We start from the raw sequence: 17,745 nt of genomic DNA, 5'->3' as shown, positions 1-17,745 counted from the left end.
AATGAAAAAGTATCAATTCAAAACAACAATAAACTGTGGAGGATGTGTAGCCAGGCTTACTCCTCATTTAAATGCAAATGCCGGTATCAAAAACTGGAATGTTGATATTAATGATCCGCAGAAAACACTGACTGTTGAAACCGAAAACATGGAGGAGACAGACATTAAAAAGATTGTTGAAAAGCTGGGTTTCAAAGCTGACCCGATCTAAAGATTTTCGGATTGTTCATTTTGATTGAATTTCTGTCTTCAAAATATTACAATAAAAAAGAACAATCATTTGGAGTTATACAATGTAAATAAGACTTTTACATATTGCTCAAACCGAATTAATTAGAAATAAGGAGATTAAGTGTTGACCAAGGTGCTTGAAATTTAGTTATTATTCTAATTTTTGCATCCCAGATAATACAGGTTTGCGTTTAAGATTAACAAAGCTTTTTTTACACTAAGTGTTTGATGCCTGCGTGGAGAGTCTGACACTTTTTTTAATTAAACAACCTGAGCCTTAGGGAAGGGCCGGGCCATTGTTACAACCTTTTTATTCCGGGTCATTAACCAATTTTTCTTTCGCTAATTATGAAAGAGTTGCATGAAATTGTTAAAGCATTCGAAGATGCAGATAAGCGTGGCTTAAGCACTGCTTTGGCAACGGTTGTCCATGTAGTTGGTTCTGCTTACCGGCATGAAGGCGCACGAATGTTAATCACCGAAAACGGCGAATTAACCGGTGCGATCAGCGGGGGCTGCCTTGAAGGCGATGCCTTACGCAAGGCCCGGCTGGCAATGGCAGAAAACAGGAAAATGCTTGTTACTTACGATACAAGCGATGACGATGATGCGAAATTCGGGGTTGGCCTGGGCTGCAATGGCATCATCCAGGTACTATTAGAACCTATAGATCCGAAACAAGAGCTAAATCCAATAAAATTATTTAAAACATTTCTTGGAAAAAGACAGAACGCCGTTCTGGGCACATTTTTTTCTTTGGATAATAAATCCGGACCCCAACCCGGGACTTCGATTTTAATAACAGATACGGGCGAAGTTGAAGGAACCTTTCCATTTAATTCTCTCAAAGAATTTTTTATCAACGACGCACTAACTACGCTGAAAAGCACACGCTCTGTCATTAAGCATTATACAGGACCAACTGATATCAAAGGATTTGTAGAGTTTTTAAAACCCCCTATTCACCTGGTAGTGTTTGGAGCGGGCAACGATGCAATTCCGTTGGTACAATTTGCAAACATTTTAGGCTGGGAAATTTCTGTAATCGATGGCCGCCCTAACTATGCAATTCCTTCACGATTTCCATCGGCGAAAAAGGTGCAGGTTACCAGGGCTGAAAAGGCATTTGATACTATTCATGTGGATGACTGGACAGTAGCCGTTTTAATGACTCACAATTACAATTATGACCTTGAGGTTTTACGTAAAGCAATACTCCTGAACCTGAAGTATATCGGAACTCTTGGCCCTAAAAAGAAATTGAGAAGAATGCTCGATGAACTAACGGAGGAAGAATTTGAAATACCCGAAGATAGTTTGTCCAGAGTTTTCGGCCCCACCGGATTAGATATAGGTTCAGAAACTCCTGAAGAAATAGCTTTATCCATTATTGCTGAAATTAAGGCTGTTACATCAAACCGGGAAGGCACTTCATTAAAATACAAAACTGAAGACCACGATGTTAAAACAGTGTCTTTACAAAAGCATATCCATTCAAAATTTCACTCGTGTAAGATTGATTTATGACCGGTCTTATTATCCTTGCTGCAGGATCGTCCAGCCGTTTAGGGCAGCCTAAACAAAAACTTATTTACAAAGGAAAAAGTCTTTTACGCCATGCTATTGATGAGGGCCTGGCATCTTTATGTTCTGTTGTAGTGCTAGTCCTGGGGTCTGATGCAGTAACTAATCGCAGGGAGGCAGAGATGTGTCCTGATATTCATATTACCATCAATCAGAATTGGGAAGATGGAATGGCTTCATCTATTAAAGCCGGAATATCTGAGTTATTAACCATTGACCCTCATATTTCCCAGGCTATTATTATGCTTTGCGATCAGCCTTTTGTTAATGCTGACATACTGAATAAGCTGATTAAAGAGAAAATGTTAAGCAGTAAAGATATCTCAGCCTGTAGCTACAATAATACAATCGGAACACCTGTTTTATTCGACCGAAGCTTCTTTCCTTTACTCATATCTCTTGAAGGTTCACAGGGAGCCAAAAGCCTTGTCTATGAAAACATCGATCTGGTTGCTCTTGTTCCCTTTCCTTTTGGGAATATAGATATTGATACAATAGATGATTTCGAAAAACTTAAAAGGTTTGACAATACGAATTAAAAAGAGGCTGCCTCTCGCCTGAACACAGCCTCTCTAATCTTTTTTTATTGAGCTAGATCAACATTTAAACTTGCTGCTTCCAGTCCCTCTGCCTGCGCTTTCACGATAATCTTTCCTGAACCCTTTACTCCTTTTATAATGGCGATAGCTTTACCCTGGTAAGCCTGGCGCTCATTGGCCTGGTAAGATTCATGGCTGGTTATATCCCCATTATCAACCGCTGCGATCCTACCCGGGCCTGAAATACTGAATTTAATCAGGTTATCCGAATTCGGACATGGAACACCATTTGCATCAACAAGCACCGCCTGTATAAATGAAACATCATCCCAGTTAGACGTAATTTTTTCCTTACTGCCTGTCAGGATAATTTTAGCAGGAGCGCCCGCCGATTTAAATTCTTCAGAAGCTACTTCTTTGCCCTTATTTTTCCCAATTGCTTTAATGGTTCCCTTCTCGAAGGTCACATCCCACTCCCTTGGTGAATCATTGGCAGGTTTAGGTAATGCGCCTAAGGATTTACCATTAAGGAAAAGTTCTACCTCATCGCAATTGCTGTAAACCTGAACTTTGGCATTATCATAGGTATCAAAGTCTGTGGGGGTCCAATTCGCTACCCATGGCCCAACTCCGGCATTTTCGGCTCTCCGCACAATATGAACTACCGGTTTATCAGACCACCAGCTCTCGCGTTGCAGGGACTGCTGCTTCCAGTTTCCTGCCCTGTCAAACAAACCCTGATTGTTGGTAGTTTCCGGCCAGTCGGCTTCTCCTAAATAATCGACCCCGGTCCATAAAAACTGCCCTGCCATAAATGGTTTATCGCGTAAAGCAAGCCACTGGTTTAATACATGGGTATTTTCGGTTCCAATAACTTTCCAGTGCGGATTCGCTTCATGAGCTGCAACCAATTCGTTCTCACGGTAATTCTGGCCCACAACATCCATATGCTCAGCAAACCCATTTAAGTACACTTTTGAATTCGCAGGTCGAAATAATCCCATAGTTACCGGCCTTGTACCATCATGTTTTTTAACAACATCTTCCTGGTCTTTATACACTTTATATCCGCCCGGATAAGATAAGTCATCATGTATTTCATTTCCGATACTATAAATTACGATGGAAGGATGATTCCGGTCTCTCAGAACCATATCCCGGGTATCTTTTTCCCACCATTCTTTAAAGTAAAGATTATATCCTTTTTCTCCGTTGTGTTTGGCTGCCGTCCAGGTGTCGAAGGTTTCATCCATAACCACAAAGCCCATTCTATCACAAAGGTCCAGAAACTCTGGCGCTACAGGATTGTGAGAGGTGCGGATTCCGTTCACACCCACTTGTTTTAATAATTTAAAGCGCTGCTCCCAAACACCAAGGGGAACTGCCGCACCAACCGCACCGCCGTCATGGTGTAAACAAACTCCCTTTATCTTATAGTTTTTATCATTCAGCCAAAAACCTGTGGCAGCATCAAACCTTGCATTTTTTATTCCGAAAGAAATAGTTTGATCATCCAGTACGGTTTTGCCTGATAAAATTTTCGTAACTGCTTTATACAAATTCGGCTGTTCAATATCCCAGAGCTTAGGATTATTAACCTCAATACTTTGTTCAATTATAAGAGCCTTTTCAGCCGGGATATTTTGCCTGCTCTCTGTAGTTTTAATCGCTTTACCAGTGGCATCCAAAATAGTAGTTTCCAGAACATACTCACCTGCCTTTGTGCTGTTGTTCTTAACTTCAGCTTTTATATTTACGGTAGCTTTTTCTTTGGTTGCAACCGGACTGGTAATAAATGTACCCCATTGCGAAAAATGGACGGGATTTACTGAAACCAGGCGAACATGACGATAGATACCTGCACCCTGATAGTATCTGGAAGCCGGCTGAACGGTATTATCTGCTCTTACAGCAATTACATTTGATTTTCCCTGACCATAATTGAGGTGCTTTGTTAAATCATAATTAAAACTGATATATCCGTAGGGTCTTTTACCTAAGTGGACACCGTTTATCCAAACGTCGCTATTCATCATTACCCCATCAAATTCTATGGTATGGATTTTTCGGGCATCGGCTTCTGATAAACTGAATGTTTTGCGATACCATCCAATACCTGCGGGTAAATACCCTCCTCCACGTGCCGTTGGATTGGCTTTATCATACGGGCCTTCTATACTCCAGTCGTGGGGAACATCCAGTGTACGCCATTTTTTATCATCAAATAAAGGTTTTTCAGCGCCTGTTGCATCAGATTTTAAAAACTGCCAGTTGCTGTCGAACGATACAATATTTCTGGCTTGAGCAGATGTTAGCGATGGAATGCCGCATGCAAGTACAAGCAGGCAAAACAACAGATAGAGAGGGTTGGTATGTAATTTCATTTTTAAATGGTTTATACTAAAATTTGATTAATAGCCTCAAGTTCTTCAGCGCTAAAGACGGTATTCTTTAAGGCCTGCAGCGAATCGGTTATTTGTTCCGGTTTGCTGGCGCCGATTAGTACTGTAGTTATTCGTTTATCTTTTAATATCCACGACAAAGCCATATGAGCCAGCTTTTGACCACGTTGTTTCGCAATAATATTCAGGGCTTTAATCTTTTCAATCCTTTCGGGAGTGATGTGGTCTTCGTTAAGAAACACGCCGCTCGTTGCTACCCTCGAATCAGCAGGAATGCCATGAAGATATTTGTCTGTTAACAGTCCCTGAGCCAAAGGTGAAAAAGGGATGCATCCTACACCTTCCTTTTCAAGTAAATCAAGCAAACCGCCTTCAACCCATCTTTCGAACATTGAATATTTTGGCTGATGAATCAGACATGGAGTACCCAAATCTTTCAAAATTTTAAAAGCCTTCTCTGCTTCCGCAGGGCGATAATTGGATAAGCCTGCATATAATGCTTTACCCTGGCGAACAATCAAATCCAGAGCTTGCATGGTTTCCTCCAGAGGAGTTTCCGGGTCGGGACGGTGATGATAAAAAATATCCACATAGTCAAGCTTCATCCTTTTTAAGCTCTGATCCAGACTTGAAACAAGATATTTCTTTGACCCCCAGTCACCATACGGACCATCCCACATGGTGTACCCGGCCTTAGTAGAAATTATTAATTCATCACGGTAATTGCGGAGATCCTGGCGCAATATCTTACCAAAATTTTCTTCCGCCGAACCCGGTGGCGGACCATAATTGTTAGCCAGATCAAAATGAGTGATCCCATGATCGAAGGCTGTTTTTACGAGGTTCCTGCTGTTTTCGAAATTGCTGACCTGGCCAAAATTGTGCCATAAGCCTAAAGACATTGCCGAAAGCTTTATTCCGCTGCTTCCGCAACGCCGGTATTCCATTGTTTTATAACGTTCGGGTGAAGGATGATAGGTCATTTTCAAATTTGATTTGTTACCAATAAATTGTATAAAGAGCTGTGAGTATTCCAAGTATTAACAGAGATCCGGCGATAAATGCAGGTGAAGGCTTAAACATGCTCCTGTCAATATCCAGGCCTTTTGCGATTACGCCATTACGCCTTTCAATTACACTGATAATGACCATTCCAAATACACAAAGGATAAATACAAATCCCATCCTGTCCAGGAAAGGAATTTCATATAACCCTTGAGGGGTTATTTTGGAGAATCCGAAGGGTGCTAAGAACGAAAGATCAGCAAATTGAGGAAGGAACTTAAATAACAGGGAAAGCAAGAATCCACCGATTGTTGCAAACATTGCGGCTCCGGATGTAGTGCCTTTCCAAAAAAATCCTAATAAAAACATAGCGAAAATACCGGGAGATACGAAGCCGGTGTATTCCTGGATATATTGAAAACCTCCTTTTTTATCAATACCTAGCTTCGGAGCAATAATAATTGCAAGAACCATAGCTACCACAACAGTAACCCGCCCTATCCAAACCATTTTTTCTTCCGTAGCCAAAGGCTCAACCTTCTTTTTGTAGATATCCAGTGTGAAAATGGTGGCAATACTATTGGCTTTCCCGGCCAGCGATGCAACAACTGCGGCAGTGAGAGCGGCAAATGACAGGCCTTTTAACCCGGCTGGAAGTAAATTCAACAAAATAGGGTAAGCCCTGTCGGGATTTAACTCCCCGCCATCGAGCATTTCCTGCTGAAAGCTGCCTTCCATATATAAAACATAAGCAGCAATACCCGGCAATACAACAATTACAGGCATCAGTATCTTAATGAACGCCGCGAATAATAATCCGTTTCTCGCGGTGTCCAGATCAGCCCCTAATGCTCTTTGAGTAATGTACTGATTGCAACCCCAATAACTCAGATTAGAGATCCACATGCCTCCCAATAAAATTGAAAGGCCCGGTAAATCCATATAATTTGGATTACTTTTATCAAAAATCATATCAAAATGATCCGGTGCATGCTTCGACAGTAAATTAAATCCATCAATAATACCGTCGCCATTATAATGATCAGAAACTAATCCCAGGGCTATGTATGTGGTAACAAGTCCGCCAAGAATCAGAAAAAACACTTGTATTACATCAGTGTATCCGATAACTTTCATACCTCCCAATGTGATAATGATGGCAAAGGCAGCTAGTGCGTACATGCAAATAGTTTTATCAATACCCGAAATACTATTGATGGCTAATGCTCCTAAATAGAGAATAGAAGTGAGGTTTACTATTACATAAAGCAGCAACCAAAACACAGCCATGATCATGCTTACCGTACCATTGTACCTCTGGCTAAGGAACTGTGGCATGGTATATATTTTATTTTTCAGATATACCGGAATGAAAAAGACGGCAACAATTATAAGGGTTGCCGCCGCAATCCATTCATAACTTGCAATCGCCAGGCCCATTTTGAATCCCGACCCGCTCATGCCTATAAATTGCTCAGCAGAAATATTTGAAGCAATTAACGATGCACCTATAGCCCACCATGTTAATGAACCTTCGGCCAAAAAATAATCTTTAGTGTCGGATTGTGAAAATTTCTTCCTCTGGTATATCCAAACTCCATAAACGGAAACAATTAAAAAATAAACCAGGAAAACGAGATAGTCAAGTGTTTGTAAATGGCCCATTGTTTAGATCTATAAAGGTTTAGCTTGTTTTATCGACGAATCTCTTATAATCATTATAGGTTCTAATACTATTTTGGAGGGAGCAACAGTGGTGTGCCCCTGCACAATCATATTATGGATCAGCTTAAATGCTTCTTCTCCCATTACAATAGTTTGCTGATCAATTGTGGACAGAGCAGGTGTAATATGTTCGCCAAATAAATCATTGCAAAAGCCAAAAACCCCTACCTCTTCAGGAACTTTAATATTCCGGGTTTTTAATTCCTTGATCACTCCAAGCGCCGTGATATCTTCTACCCCAAAAATTGCATCCGGCGGATTATCGAGTTTTAAAAAAGTGGAAACTCCGGTCTTGCCCGACTCAATTGACACATCGCCCTCATAGACCAAATCACTGTCATATTGCATCTCATATGCCGCAAGGGCAGCAGCATATCCACGGAGCCGTTCTCTGAAAATTTTTATATGCTGAGGGCCCGAAATATGAGCTATCCGTTTATACCCATTCTGGATTAGATGTTCGGTAGCCTTATAGGCTCCCTGGAAATCGTCTACCACTACTGAGGGTATACCCAAATCATCGTTGTTCCTGTCGAAAAACGCGATAGGAATATTTTCATATTGTGCTTTTTTGAAATGCGAGTAGTTTCTGGTGTTTTTAGCTATCGATACCAATATCCCGTCAACCCTGGCGCTGATAAAGGCATTTATACCTTTAATCTCATATTCTTCGGTTTCGTTCGACTGATAAATCAAGACATCATAGCCATTGCGGTTGGCAAGGTTTGTTATCCCATGTATTACGGAGCCAAAAAAAATGTGTTCTGCGGTCGGGATCAGGACCCCAATGACATGAGTTTTACCGAGCCGTAAAGAAGAGGCGATATTGTTTTTCTTGTAATCAAGCTCAATAGCCATTTCATTAACAAGCTTCTTCGTTTTTGCGCTTATCTCAGGATGATTGCTTAAGGCACGCGAAACGGTTGCCGGTGTAATGTTCAGCTTTTTGGCAATATCAATTAAGGTTGTTCTGGCTCGCAATGGTTACGTAATCGTTTACGAAACTAAATAACATTTATTATATCACCTAATTTTCAAATGAAAAACTGATTAAATTTTTCTTCTAAAGAGATTTAACAGTAGAAATATTAAGAATCCTCCGCTAAGAATACAGGCTGCCCTGGCGATATAATCCCCGTGCGTTGTATAAAATGTAAGCTCATCATTAAGATTGATATCTTCTTTTAAAGCAGTCGCATGCCACCATTTACTACGCTGAGTAATATCTCCCCGTTGGTTAATAAACCCGGATATACCAGTATTTGCAGACCGGGCAACCCAACGCCGGCTTTCTATGGCCCTTAATTTTGCGTAAAGCAGATGCTGGTCCTTACCCGAAGTATTTCCCCACCAGCCGTCGTTGGTAACGATTGCTATAAACTGCGCACCTTTTTTCACATAATCAGAAACATACTCGCCCCAAATAGATTCATAACAAATTACGGGCGCAGCCCCAATTCCACCCTGACTATAAAATACTGAAGGCTCCTTCTGACTTCCATAGCCTCCGGTAGTACCGCCAAAAGCTGCGAACAGAGGTTTCATGAACCCCATTGCTGATGAAAAAGGCGTTTGCTCCACACCAGGGACCAGCTTTGATTTATGATAGAACTGAACCCTTGAAGAATTCTCGATCTGGATGGCAGCGTTAAAGCTATCATAGTACTTATTATCCTGTTCAAGGTATCTTGCTGTTTCTGTCAGGGCAGAATCATAGATCAGATAACTTGAAATTCCGGAAAGCACGTTTGCATTAGGGTACTTTCTGAGAAAGCTTTGAACCTGGAGATAATTTGAATTGGTATGAATAAGACCCTCATTAACATCTTCGGGGATCGCCGTTTCCGGCCAGATAAAATATTCAGTATTAATCTGAGCAACAGAATCAGATAAACGGACAAGTTGCTGTATCTGGCTTGAGGAAGGTAAAGCTCCGAATTTTAAATAAGGGTCGACATTAGGCTGCACAACAACAACATTCGAAGGAGTGCCCTTTTCCTGGTAATTGGTATACAGAGTTAAGGAGTACAGGATGGGAAGAAGTACTATCGCAATAAAACTCCATCCAAAATTCTTTTTATGGGCTATTTTATTTCTACGTGTCAGGTAAAACTCAAAACCAACAATATTCGCAATCCAAACCCATAAGCTTCCTCCGTACACACCCGTAAATTCATACCATTGAATGATTTGATGAAAATTTGAAAAGCCATTTCCAAGGTTCATCCAGGGGAATGCCAGATCCCAGGTTTGATGTAAAAATTCGTAGCCCAACCAAATACAAATCAAGCCGATATAGCTGGTCATTCTCCCTGATATTAATCGCAACCGGTAATACAACCAAAAGCAAATGGCCATCAGTAAAGACGCTAACCCGAAAGGAATTAAAGAAACCAGTAAAGCAACCCATGCGGGCATTACAGAATGAAGTGAGTTAAAAACCCAATAAATGCAGGATGTATTCCATATTGCAAACGTAAAAAAAGACAAAGAAAAAATCTTTTTCCCTCTTCCCTTAGCATCAGAATTAATGATATTTTCTACCGCTAACAGCAATGGAATAAAAGCGATCAGCAGTAAAATTGAGGTAAAAGGAATTGGTGGCCAGGCCAGCCAGGCTATAAAAGCAGTAGCCAACCCTAAGGTATAATTATTTCGCACTTTTTATAACTGAGATAAAATATCGGCTTTCTTAGCTTCGTATTCTTCCTGTGTAATGAGTTGTTTTTCGTATAAAGTCCTTAGCTTTTGAAGCTTTTGTGTTATTTCATCTTCTAAAGATTTGGCTATCTCCGGCACGGGCACACTCGGGGCAACCGGAATATTGGCTTGCTCAAAACTCTTTTGGAAATTTTCTTCAATGGAAGGTCTTGTAGCGATTTCATTTTGAGGTCTCAGCGCTTTCTCCTTTTCTAAAGCCTGCGTTCTTTCTAATTCTCTGTTACGCTCTAGCTGCTGATTGCAGAATTGAAAAAGCTTACGCGCCTGAACTTTTGGAATATAATCTATTGTAAAATTTTCACCGGATGAGGGAACGGCAGTAAATTTAGCTCCAAAAAACTCTTCCTTGAAAGATACATCTTTAATGTCCTTCCAGCTATAAATCTCAAAATTAGTAGTTAAACCAAGATTCCCTGGCTTACAGAAAATCAGTCGCTTGTCTGTTACCACGATAGAATCAGGAATAAGAGTTACAGCAGGTTTTTTTTGCACAGCAAGATAAATTACCTGCTCTCCGGGAGTAAGCATGTCTGAAATTTTGCCTAAAACTTTTTCAGCGTTTTTTGGATCTTGCTCGTCGTTTATAAAGGGTTCAATGCGCATATTTTAAATTGGAAAGTCAAAATTAAAAATTCGAAAATTCAGCAGCGTAAAGACAAATGTTAAAATTAAAAATTAAAAAAGAGATTCCCTGACTTAAATAGGCTGTTTAATTATTCTTCATATTCTCTGTCCTTCATTTTATCCTTTTTCTTCTCGTTCTTTTCTTTGCCGGCCACACAAAGAACAAATTCTCCTTTTACAGTATGTGTCTCAAAATGAATTTTTATCTCTGTTAAAGTCCCTCTTACTGTTTCTTCAAACATCTTGGTAAGCTCACGCGATACCGATGCCTGCCGGTCTTCACCGAACGCGACGGCAAGCTCTTCAAGAGTTTTTAAAATGCGATGTGGCGATTCGTAAAAGATCATAGTACGTTCCTCTTCTGCCAGTTCCTTTAAGCGTGTTTGCCGGCCTTTCTTAACCGGAAGAAAGCCTTCAAACGTGAACCTGTCGCTGGGCAAGCCAGAGTTGACTAAAGCGGGCACAAAAGCTGTTGCTCCCGGGAGGCATTCTATTTCGAGATCATTTTTTAAAACCTCCCTGACCAGAAAAAAACCGGGATCCGAGATTGCCGGCGTTCCGGCATCCGATATTAAAGCAACGTTTTTACCTTCCTTTAAAAACCTTACGATTTCGCTGCTTGCTTTATGCTCATTGTGCTGATGGTGAGCAAATACCTTTTTATCGATATCGAAATGTTTTAATAAGGGGCCGCTGGTGCGGGTATCTTCTGCCAGAATAATATCAGCTTCTTTTAAAATTCTGATGGCTCTCAAAGTAATATCTTCAAGGTTGCCTATGGGTGTTGGTACGAGATAGAGTTTACCGGTCATAATTTGAACTAACTTATCCATTAATTTTTTGCTGCTCCTCTCTATAATCCCTTTCAAAGTCCACTTCTAAAAACCGATAGACTGATTGACTGTAAAATTGTATTGCCATTCTGCCATGTATAATTGCCTGCAATGTCCCATCAATTTCTTATCATACTACTTGAACATCAATTTTTAATAATCTCAAACACTCTATAAAAAATCTCTCATCTCATACCTAACAACTCACAACCACTCTTATCTTTGTCGAAATTTTCAAAAGATGCTGCAAGTTAATTATATCCGTGAAAACAGGGAAAAGGTTTTAGAGCGATTAGCCTTAAAGAACTTCAAACAGCCTGAACTGGTAGATGAAATTATCGGACTGGATGAGGAACGTCGTAAAACACAGGTTCAACTGGATGATGTTTCTGCTCAATCTAATGCTATTGCAAAGCAGATTGGGGATTTAATGCGACAGGGTGAAAAGCAGAAAGCGGAAAGCTTAAAAGCGGAAAGTCCGGTTCTAAAAGAAAAAGCAAAGACTTTTTCTGAGAAACTGGTTTCTATTGAAGAGGAATTACAAAATAAAATAGTTGTTCTTCCCAATCTCCCGCATACCAGTGTTCCCAAAGGATCTACACCTGAAGAAAACGAGACAATTTTTGAACATGGTGAAAAGCCATCGCTCCCGGCAAATGCTTTACCGCATTGGGAACTGGCCGCCAAATATGACATCATAGATTTTGAATTAGGCAATAAAATAGCAGGCGCTGGTTTCCCTGTATATAAAGGCAAAGGAGCAAAGCTTCAACGAGCATTAATTAACTTTTTTCTGGATCACGCAGAGGCCGAAGGATATCGCGAAATGCAACCCCCAATAGTGGTTAATGAGGCTTCGGGATTTGGAACCGGACAGCTTCCTGATAAGGAAGGGCAAATGTATCATATAGGTGTTGACAATCTTTACCTGATACCAACTGCTGAAGTCCCGGTAACCAATTTATACCGTGATGTAATTGTAAAGGAAGAGGAATTGCCGATCAAGAATTGCGCCTATACTCCTTGCTTCCGCCGCGAAGCGGGTTCTTACGGAGCACATGTTCGCGGTTTAAACCGTCTGCATCAGTTTGATAAGGTCGAAATTGTACAGATTTCCCATCCGGATAAATCATACGACACTTTAGAAAGTATGAGCACCTACGTTCAGTCTTTATTACAAAAACTTGAATTGCCTTACCGGGTTTTGCGGCTTTGCGGAGGAGATATGAGTTTTGCTTCTGCCTTAACTTACGATATGGAGACCTGGTGCGCAGCACAAGGCAGGTGGCTCGAAGTATCTTCTGTATCAAATTTTGAAACCTTTCAAAGTAACCGTTTAAAACTTCGGTTTAAAGGAAAAGAGGGCAAGCCTCAGCTTGCTCATACCTTAAACGGGAGTGCTTTGGCACTGCCGCGAATAGTAGCTACTTTACTTGAGAATAATCAGACAGAAAAAGGCATAAGAATTCCAGCGGCATTAATTCCCTACACCAGGTTTGAGTGGATTAATTAACAATTGTTTCAATTTTAAAACAATTCTCTAATCATCGAAGTTATAACAACAATAGTAAGTAGAATCTCCGCCGGGCACGCCCGGAGCCTGTAGATTAATTAGAAGGAACAAATATGACACCTCCTGTTTCTCTCATTTACTATCAAGTTCACCAAGAAGATTAAATGCATGGCTAAACGGATACTTATTTTTGATGATGATGTGGATATTCTCTCAATATGTACTTACATTCTTGAAGAACAAGGTTGGGAAGTTTACACTTCTCCGCATTGCAACAATATCGATACCACGGTTAGAAGCATTCAACCGGATGTAATACTAATGGATAACTGGATTCCGGATACTGGCGGAGTTGTTGCTACACAAACCCTGAAAAACCAGAATGATTTGAAGCATATCCCGGTAATCTACTTCTCGGCAAATAATGATATTCAAACTCTGGCAAAACAGGCCGGAGCGGACACTTATTTAGAAAAGCCATTCGATCTGAACGAACTTGAAATCATTATCAATCGCATGGTACTCAACAGTCCAAAATCTGCTTAATTCAAAACTTCTTCAAGAATAAGATGCGATTTCACCTCTCCGAAACCTTCAATATGCAAAGCGTAATAATCTAAAATTTTTGACAGCAAAGCTTTCCTGTTTTGCGATTTTAAATTTAAAAAAGGGAGTTTTTCAAAAGTTGAACCGATAAGTTCAGAAAAGTCGGAAATCAAATTCTCATCTATTATAAAACGATGAAGGGGCTGACTTTGGGAATATCCTCCCTCCTTTAAATCAAAAAATTTCGCCCCGCTTTCCAGTGTCCTGTCCGGATAAAAGCCCAAATACTTGGTAAGTCTTAATAAAAAAAAGAGATGAAAATTAGCCAAACCTTCTTCTGTTCTGTCAAGCAGCTCTACAGCATTGTAAATGTAATTGAACAAAGGTTCATCTTCATAATGCTGTTTTAAGGATTTATATAGAACTTCATCAATGAACATCGTCAAACAACTTTTAATCACATTGTAAGGAATACTTTGCAATACGGGCTGATTTCTCAGTTCAGAAACGCGCTGAAGGCTTCCGTTAGGTTTATTGTAAACAACCATTTCCAACAGATGCAGAGGCTGAAGCATGTTCAGCTTAATTTTAGACTTTGGCTTTTTAACCCCGTTAATCAGGTAAGACTGCAAACCAAACTTATCTGTAAACACCTGAACCACAACGCTGCTTTCGGAATAATCAGTTGTTTTAAGAACGATTCCTCTGATCTTATGAAGCATACGCCAGAATCTTTGGTAGAAAAACACTAATGCCTATTATGGCCGAAAGAACTGCTGTAAGCAGCACCGCAGCAGAAGACAAATCTTTTACGATGCCTGACTTCTCGTTATAATCCGGAGAAACCAGGTCAACCAATACTTCCAAAGCTGTATTAAATAGTTCCGCCACAACTACAAGTATTATTGCCGCAGATATCCAGAGCCACTCAAATAAGTCTAACTTAAAAAAGCACCCTAAAGCAACAATCACTATCGCTGAAAATGTATGGAATTTAAAATTTATCTGCGTTGCAAAAGCATATACGATTCCCTGCCATGCATAGAGAAAGCCTTTAAAAAACTTCTTCATTTAAAATAGTTAATGTCAAATTCACAACCGGCACAGAAAATCTTTGTAAGTATTCCAGTACGCCCCAACCTTCGGTATCCCAGCAAATTAAGTAATTTTTGTAGTTTTACGCCCAATCAATTCATTCGAATATAATAATATATGTGGGAGAAGCTATCAAAGTTTATACTGTCTAACCGTCTCCCAATAGCTTTGTTTTTTATACTGGTAACAGTTTTCATGGCTTATAAAACCAGCCAGGTTCGCTTATCCTATGCGGGAAGCAAAGCCTTGCCAACAACTGATACCGCCTTTGCACGTTACCGTGAGTTCAAGAAAAACTTTGGGGAGGATGGCAGTGTCATGGTACTGGGAGTACAATCTCCTAAACTCTGGGCGCTTACTACTTTTAATGCATGGAGCACTCTAACTTCCGACATTCAAAAACTCCATGGCATAAAGCAGGTGCTTTCAAGCACAAGTTTATTTGAATTAAAAAAAGACACACTTAACAAAAAATTCATTCTTGCTTCCCTTTTGAAAAAGCCTGTTTCTTCTTCAAAAGAAATGGACAGTGTAAAGAAAAATATCTACAGTCTTAGTTTTTATGAAGGCTTAATTTTCAATTCAAAAAGCAATGCCTCCTTAATGGCAATTACTTTTGATGGGGATATTTTGAATACCAGGGAACGAATTGGGGTAATTAATTCTATTCTCAATAAATCACACGCGTTTGAAAAAGCACAAAATATAGATATCCATTATTCGGGATTACCTTATATCAGAACGATAATCAGTAAAAAAGTATCTGAAGAATTTGCACTCTTTCTCGGCCTTTCCGTATTAGTGGCGGCATTAATCCTACTGCTTTTCTTCCGTTCGTTTTATCCCGTACTGTTTCCGGTTCTGGTGGTGATCTCCGGAGTTTTATGGAGCCTGGGTATATTGGTCTTATTTGGCTACGAACTGACATTACTTACAGGTCTGATTCCACCTTTAATTGTGGTAATAGGCATACCCAACAGCATTTTACTTCTCAACAAATTCCACAACGAGTTTAATGATCATGGAGATAAAAAAATCGCGTTAAGAACGGTGATCGAAAAAATAGGAATTACTACGTTTGTGGCCAACCTCACCACAGCAATCGGCTTCGGAGTACTCTATTTTACAGAAAGTGAGTTGTTAATGCAATTCGGAATTGTGGCGGCGATCGGGGTAATGATCACCTGGCTGATGAGCTTATCTCTTATACCTATCATATTCAGCTACCTGCCCGATCCGCATATCAAACACACCGAACACTTAAACAGGCCTGTTTTGAGTGGCTTACTTAATCTTTTAAATAATCTGGCTCAAACCAAAAGGCCTGCTATTTATATCGGCACCCTGATTATAGTTGCAGTCTCCTGTTTTGGAATAAGTCTTATTAATATAAATGGATACGTAGTTGATGATCTGCCCAAAAACGACCCGGTATATGAAGACATGAATTTCTTCGCAAAAAACTTTGAGGGCGTACTTCCATTAGAAGTAAGTATTGATACAAAACGGAAAAACGGGGTAATGAAGCTTGCAACCATTAAAAAAATTGAAAAGTTGCAGGATATGATATCGGGGTACCCGGAGTTTTCAAGACCGGTGTCTTTAATAGAAGTTTTAAAATTCTCTTCGCAAGGCTTTTACGATGGCAATCCTGACTTTTACAGGGTTCCTAACGAAATGGAAATGAATTTTATCCTTGCCTACGCAGGTAACTCTGGCGGGAAAGGAAATATGCTGAAAAGTTTTGTAGACAGTAAAAGGCAAATCACCCGGGTAAGTTTTCAGATGGCAGATATTGGTTCTTACAGAGTAAACAGGCTCCTTGAAGAAATTAAACCCAGGGTCGACTCTATTTTCAACCCCGAACGCTACCAGGTTGACCTGACGGGATCGAGTGTTATTTTCGTAAAAGGCACTAATTATCTCTTAGATAATCTTCGCGACAGCTTATTGTTAGCTTTAGGATTAATAGCCCTGATTATGTGGGTATTATTCAGGGGGCTTAAGATGGTATTGATTTCACTGCTTCCCAATATTGTACCTCTAATTATCACTGCCGGCATTATGGGCTTCTTTGGTATTCCATTAAAACCATCAACAATATTAATTTTTAGTATCGCTTTAGGCATTGCATCCGATCAGACAATGTATTTCCTGACACGATACCGGCAGGAGTTGAGAACCACTAATTTAACTATATCTCAGATAGTGGAAGATACCTTGAAGGAAACCGGCGTTAGTATGATTTATGTGGCTTTAATCTTGTTCTTTGGATTCGGAATATTCATCGCTTCCACCTTTGGCGGAACGGTTTCACTGGGCATTTTACTGTCCATTACTTTAATGCTGGCCCTGATCTCCAATCTTACCTTATTGCCTGCTTTACTACTTTCTCTCGAAAAGAGAATAAGCAAGCAGGCCAATAAAACGAAGTAAGATTGGTTATTTTATCTCCAGATTATGGTTGCCGAATTTTTCGGCCTCTTCTGCTCTTTCTTCTTTAATTCCCTGATATTCCACTTTTCTGAAAAGACTGTAGAATATTAACAGGAATCCAATACCAAATAAAATGGTGCCAATTATCATAGCCCAACTATACAGATCATTACCATTATCTTTTAAAATATATCCTACTATATTTAAAGCTATTCCTGCAACAAATGCAATAACGCCTCTTCTTACAAATCGATTTTTCATTTGAATATAATTTTTTTTAGACTTAATTCCTTTAACCTCTGAAATACGAACCTCTGTTAAGGGTTTTTAAATCTTTCACACTTCCTTTATAATAGCGAAAATCAAGCCAGCGCTAAATAAAAGCCTGAAGAGTATAAAAGTATTTTATATTTCTAATATTCATGATTTTTTGTACTATACGCTATACAGAAACATAACATGCAGCGACAATATGCTATAATAAAGGCGTT

General features: G+C 39.8%; 16 protein-coding genes. 6 read left to right on the top strand and 10 right to left on the bottom strand.

What is annotated here, in order from left to right; all coding sequences use genetic code 11:
- Position 1: 1 nt before the first annotated feature.
- The 3 genes from WG906_RS15065 to WG906_RS15055 all read left to right on the top strand — a co-directional run bounded on the left by WG906_RS15065 (position 2) and on the right by WG906_RS15055 (position 2,354).
- Positions 2-211 (top strand): heavy-metal-associated domain-containing protein, encoded by a 210-nt coding sequence (locus tag WG906_RS15065; protein ID WP_339993619.1) that lies wholly within the window; start codon positions 2-4, stop codon positions 209-211.
- 368 nt (positions 212-579) lie between these two features.
- A complete protein-coding gene (locus tag WG906_RS15060; protein ID WP_339993618.1) occupies positions 580-1,758 on the top strand; it encodes an XdhC family protein in 1,179 nt (392 codons plus the stop codon).
- Positions 1,755-2,354 (top strand): nucleotidyltransferase family protein, encoded by a 600-nt coding sequence (locus tag WG906_RS15055; protein ID WP_339993617.1) that lies wholly within the window; start codon positions 1,755-1,757, stop codon positions 2,352-2,354. The genes WG906_RS15060 and WG906_RS15055 overlap by 4 nt, the downstream gene beginning before the upstream one ends.
- A gap of 44 nt (positions 2,355-2,398) precedes the next feature.
- Here WG906_RS15055 and WG906_RS15050 read toward each other — a convergent pair whose 3' ends face one another.
- The 7 genes from WG906_RS15050 to rsmI form a co-directional block, all read right to left on the bottom strand.
- Positions 2,399-4,738 (bottom strand): glycoside hydrolase family 2 TIM barrel-domain containing protein, encoded by a 2,340-nt coding sequence (locus WG906_RS15050; RefSeq protein ID WP_339993615.1) that lies wholly within the window; start codon positions 4,736-4,738, stop codon positions 2,399-2,401.
- An 11-nt stretch (positions 4,739-4,749) separates the two neighbouring features.
- Positions 4,750-5,739, bottom strand: a complete 990-nt coding sequence (gene mgrA, locus WG906_RS15045) for an L-glyceraldehyde 3-phosphate reductase (RefSeq protein ID WP_339993614.1) — start codon at positions 5,737-5,739, stop codon at positions 4,750-4,752.
- Between the two features lie 16 nt (positions 5,740-5,755).
- Positions 5,756-7,426, bottom strand: a complete 1,671-nt coding sequence (locus WG906_RS15040) for a sodium/sugar symporter (protein WP_339993612.1) — start codon at positions 7,424-7,426, stop codon at positions 5,756-5,758.
- Positions 7,427-7,435: 9 nt separating this feature from the next.
- Positions 7,436-8,467, bottom strand: a complete 1,032-nt coding sequence (locus WG906_RS15035) for a LacI family DNA-binding transcriptional regulator (protein WP_339993611.1) — start codon at positions 8,465-8,467, stop codon at positions 7,436-7,438.
- A 69-nt stretch (positions 8,468-8,536) separates the two neighbouring features.
- A complete protein-coding gene (lnt, locus tag WG906_RS15030; protein ID WP_339993610.1) occupies positions 8,537-10,147 on the bottom strand; it encodes an apolipoprotein N-acyltransferase in 1,611 nt (536 codons plus the stop codon).
- 3 nt (positions 10,148-10,150) lie between these two features.
- Positions 10,151-10,810 (bottom strand): PH domain-containing protein, encoded by a 660-nt coding sequence (locus WG906_RS15025; protein ID WP_339993608.1) that lies wholly within the window; start codon positions 10,808-10,810, stop codon positions 10,151-10,153.
- A gap of 110 nt (positions 10,811-10,920) precedes the next feature.
- Complete coding sequence (gene rsmI, locus WG906_RS15020) at positions 10,921-11,643, bottom strand: 16S rRNA (cytidine(1402)-2'-O)-methyltransferase (protein ID WP_339993827.1); 723 nt, start codon at positions 11,641-11,643, stop codon at positions 10,921-10,923.
- A gap of 262 nt (positions 11,644-11,905) precedes the next feature.
- On the opposite strand from rsmI, the gene serS reads away from it, so the two are divergent.
- Together serS and WG906_RS15010 are read left to right on the top strand one after the other, a co-directional pair.
- Entirely contained in the window at positions 11,906-13,177 is a 1,272-nt protein-coding gene (gene serS / locus WG906_RS15015; RefSeq protein ID WP_339993607.1) for a serine--tRNA ligase, read from the top strand.
- A gap of 168 nt (positions 13,178-13,345) precedes the next feature.
- The gene (locus WG906_RS15010; protein ID WP_339993605.1) at positions 13,346-13,723 is read left to right on the top strand and encodes a response regulator; all 378 of its coding nucleotides are present in this window, start codon (positions 13,346-13,348) and stop codon (positions 13,721-13,723) included.
- On the opposite strand, the gene recO is transcribed toward WG906_RS15010, so the two are convergent.
- Together recO and WG906_RS15000 are read right to left on the bottom strand one after the other, a co-directional pair.
- Entirely contained in the window at positions 13,720-14,445 is a 726-nt protein-coding gene (gene recO, locus WG906_RS15005; protein WP_339993603.1) for a DNA repair protein RecO, read from the bottom strand. The genes WG906_RS15010 and recO overlap by 4 nt on opposite strands.
- Positions 14,435-14,794: a diacylglycerol kinase gene (locus WG906_RS15000; protein ID WP_339993602.1), complete on the bottom strand. Its 360-nt coding sequence runs from the start codon at positions 14,792-14,794 to the stop codon at positions 14,435-14,437. Before WG906_RS15000 ends, recO begins: the two co-directional genes overlap by 11 nt.
- 141 nt (positions 14,795-14,935) lie before the next feature.
- On the opposite strand from WG906_RS15000, the gene WG906_RS14995 reads away from it, so the two are divergent.
- On the top strand, positions 14,936-17,254 hold the full coding sequence (locus tag WG906_RS14995; RefSeq protein WP_339993601.1) for an efflux RND transporter permease subunit: 2,319 nt from the start codon (positions 14,936-14,938) through the stop codon (positions 17,252-17,254).
- 6 nt (positions 17,255-17,260) lie between these two features.
- Here the strand turns inward: WG906_RS14995 and WG906_RS14990 are convergent, their stop codons facing one another.
- Positions 17,261-17,515 carry a hypothetical protein gene (locus tag WG906_RS14990; RefSeq protein WP_339993600.1) on the bottom strand — a complete coding sequence of 85 codons (255 nt, stop codon included), beginning with the start codon at positions 17,513-17,515 and terminating at the stop codon, positions 17,261-17,263.
- Between the last annotated feature and the right edge of the window lie 230 nt (positions 17,516-17,745).

This window comes from Pedobacter superstes (assembly GCF_037622515.1).
In the GTDB taxonomy this organism is placed as follows: Bacteria; Bacteroidota; Bacteroidia; order Sphingobacteriales; family Sphingobacteriaceae; genus Paradesertivirga; species Paradesertivirga superstes.
Note: the sequence above shows the minus strand (reverse complement) of the source record. Positions and strands in the feature narration are given on the sequence as shown.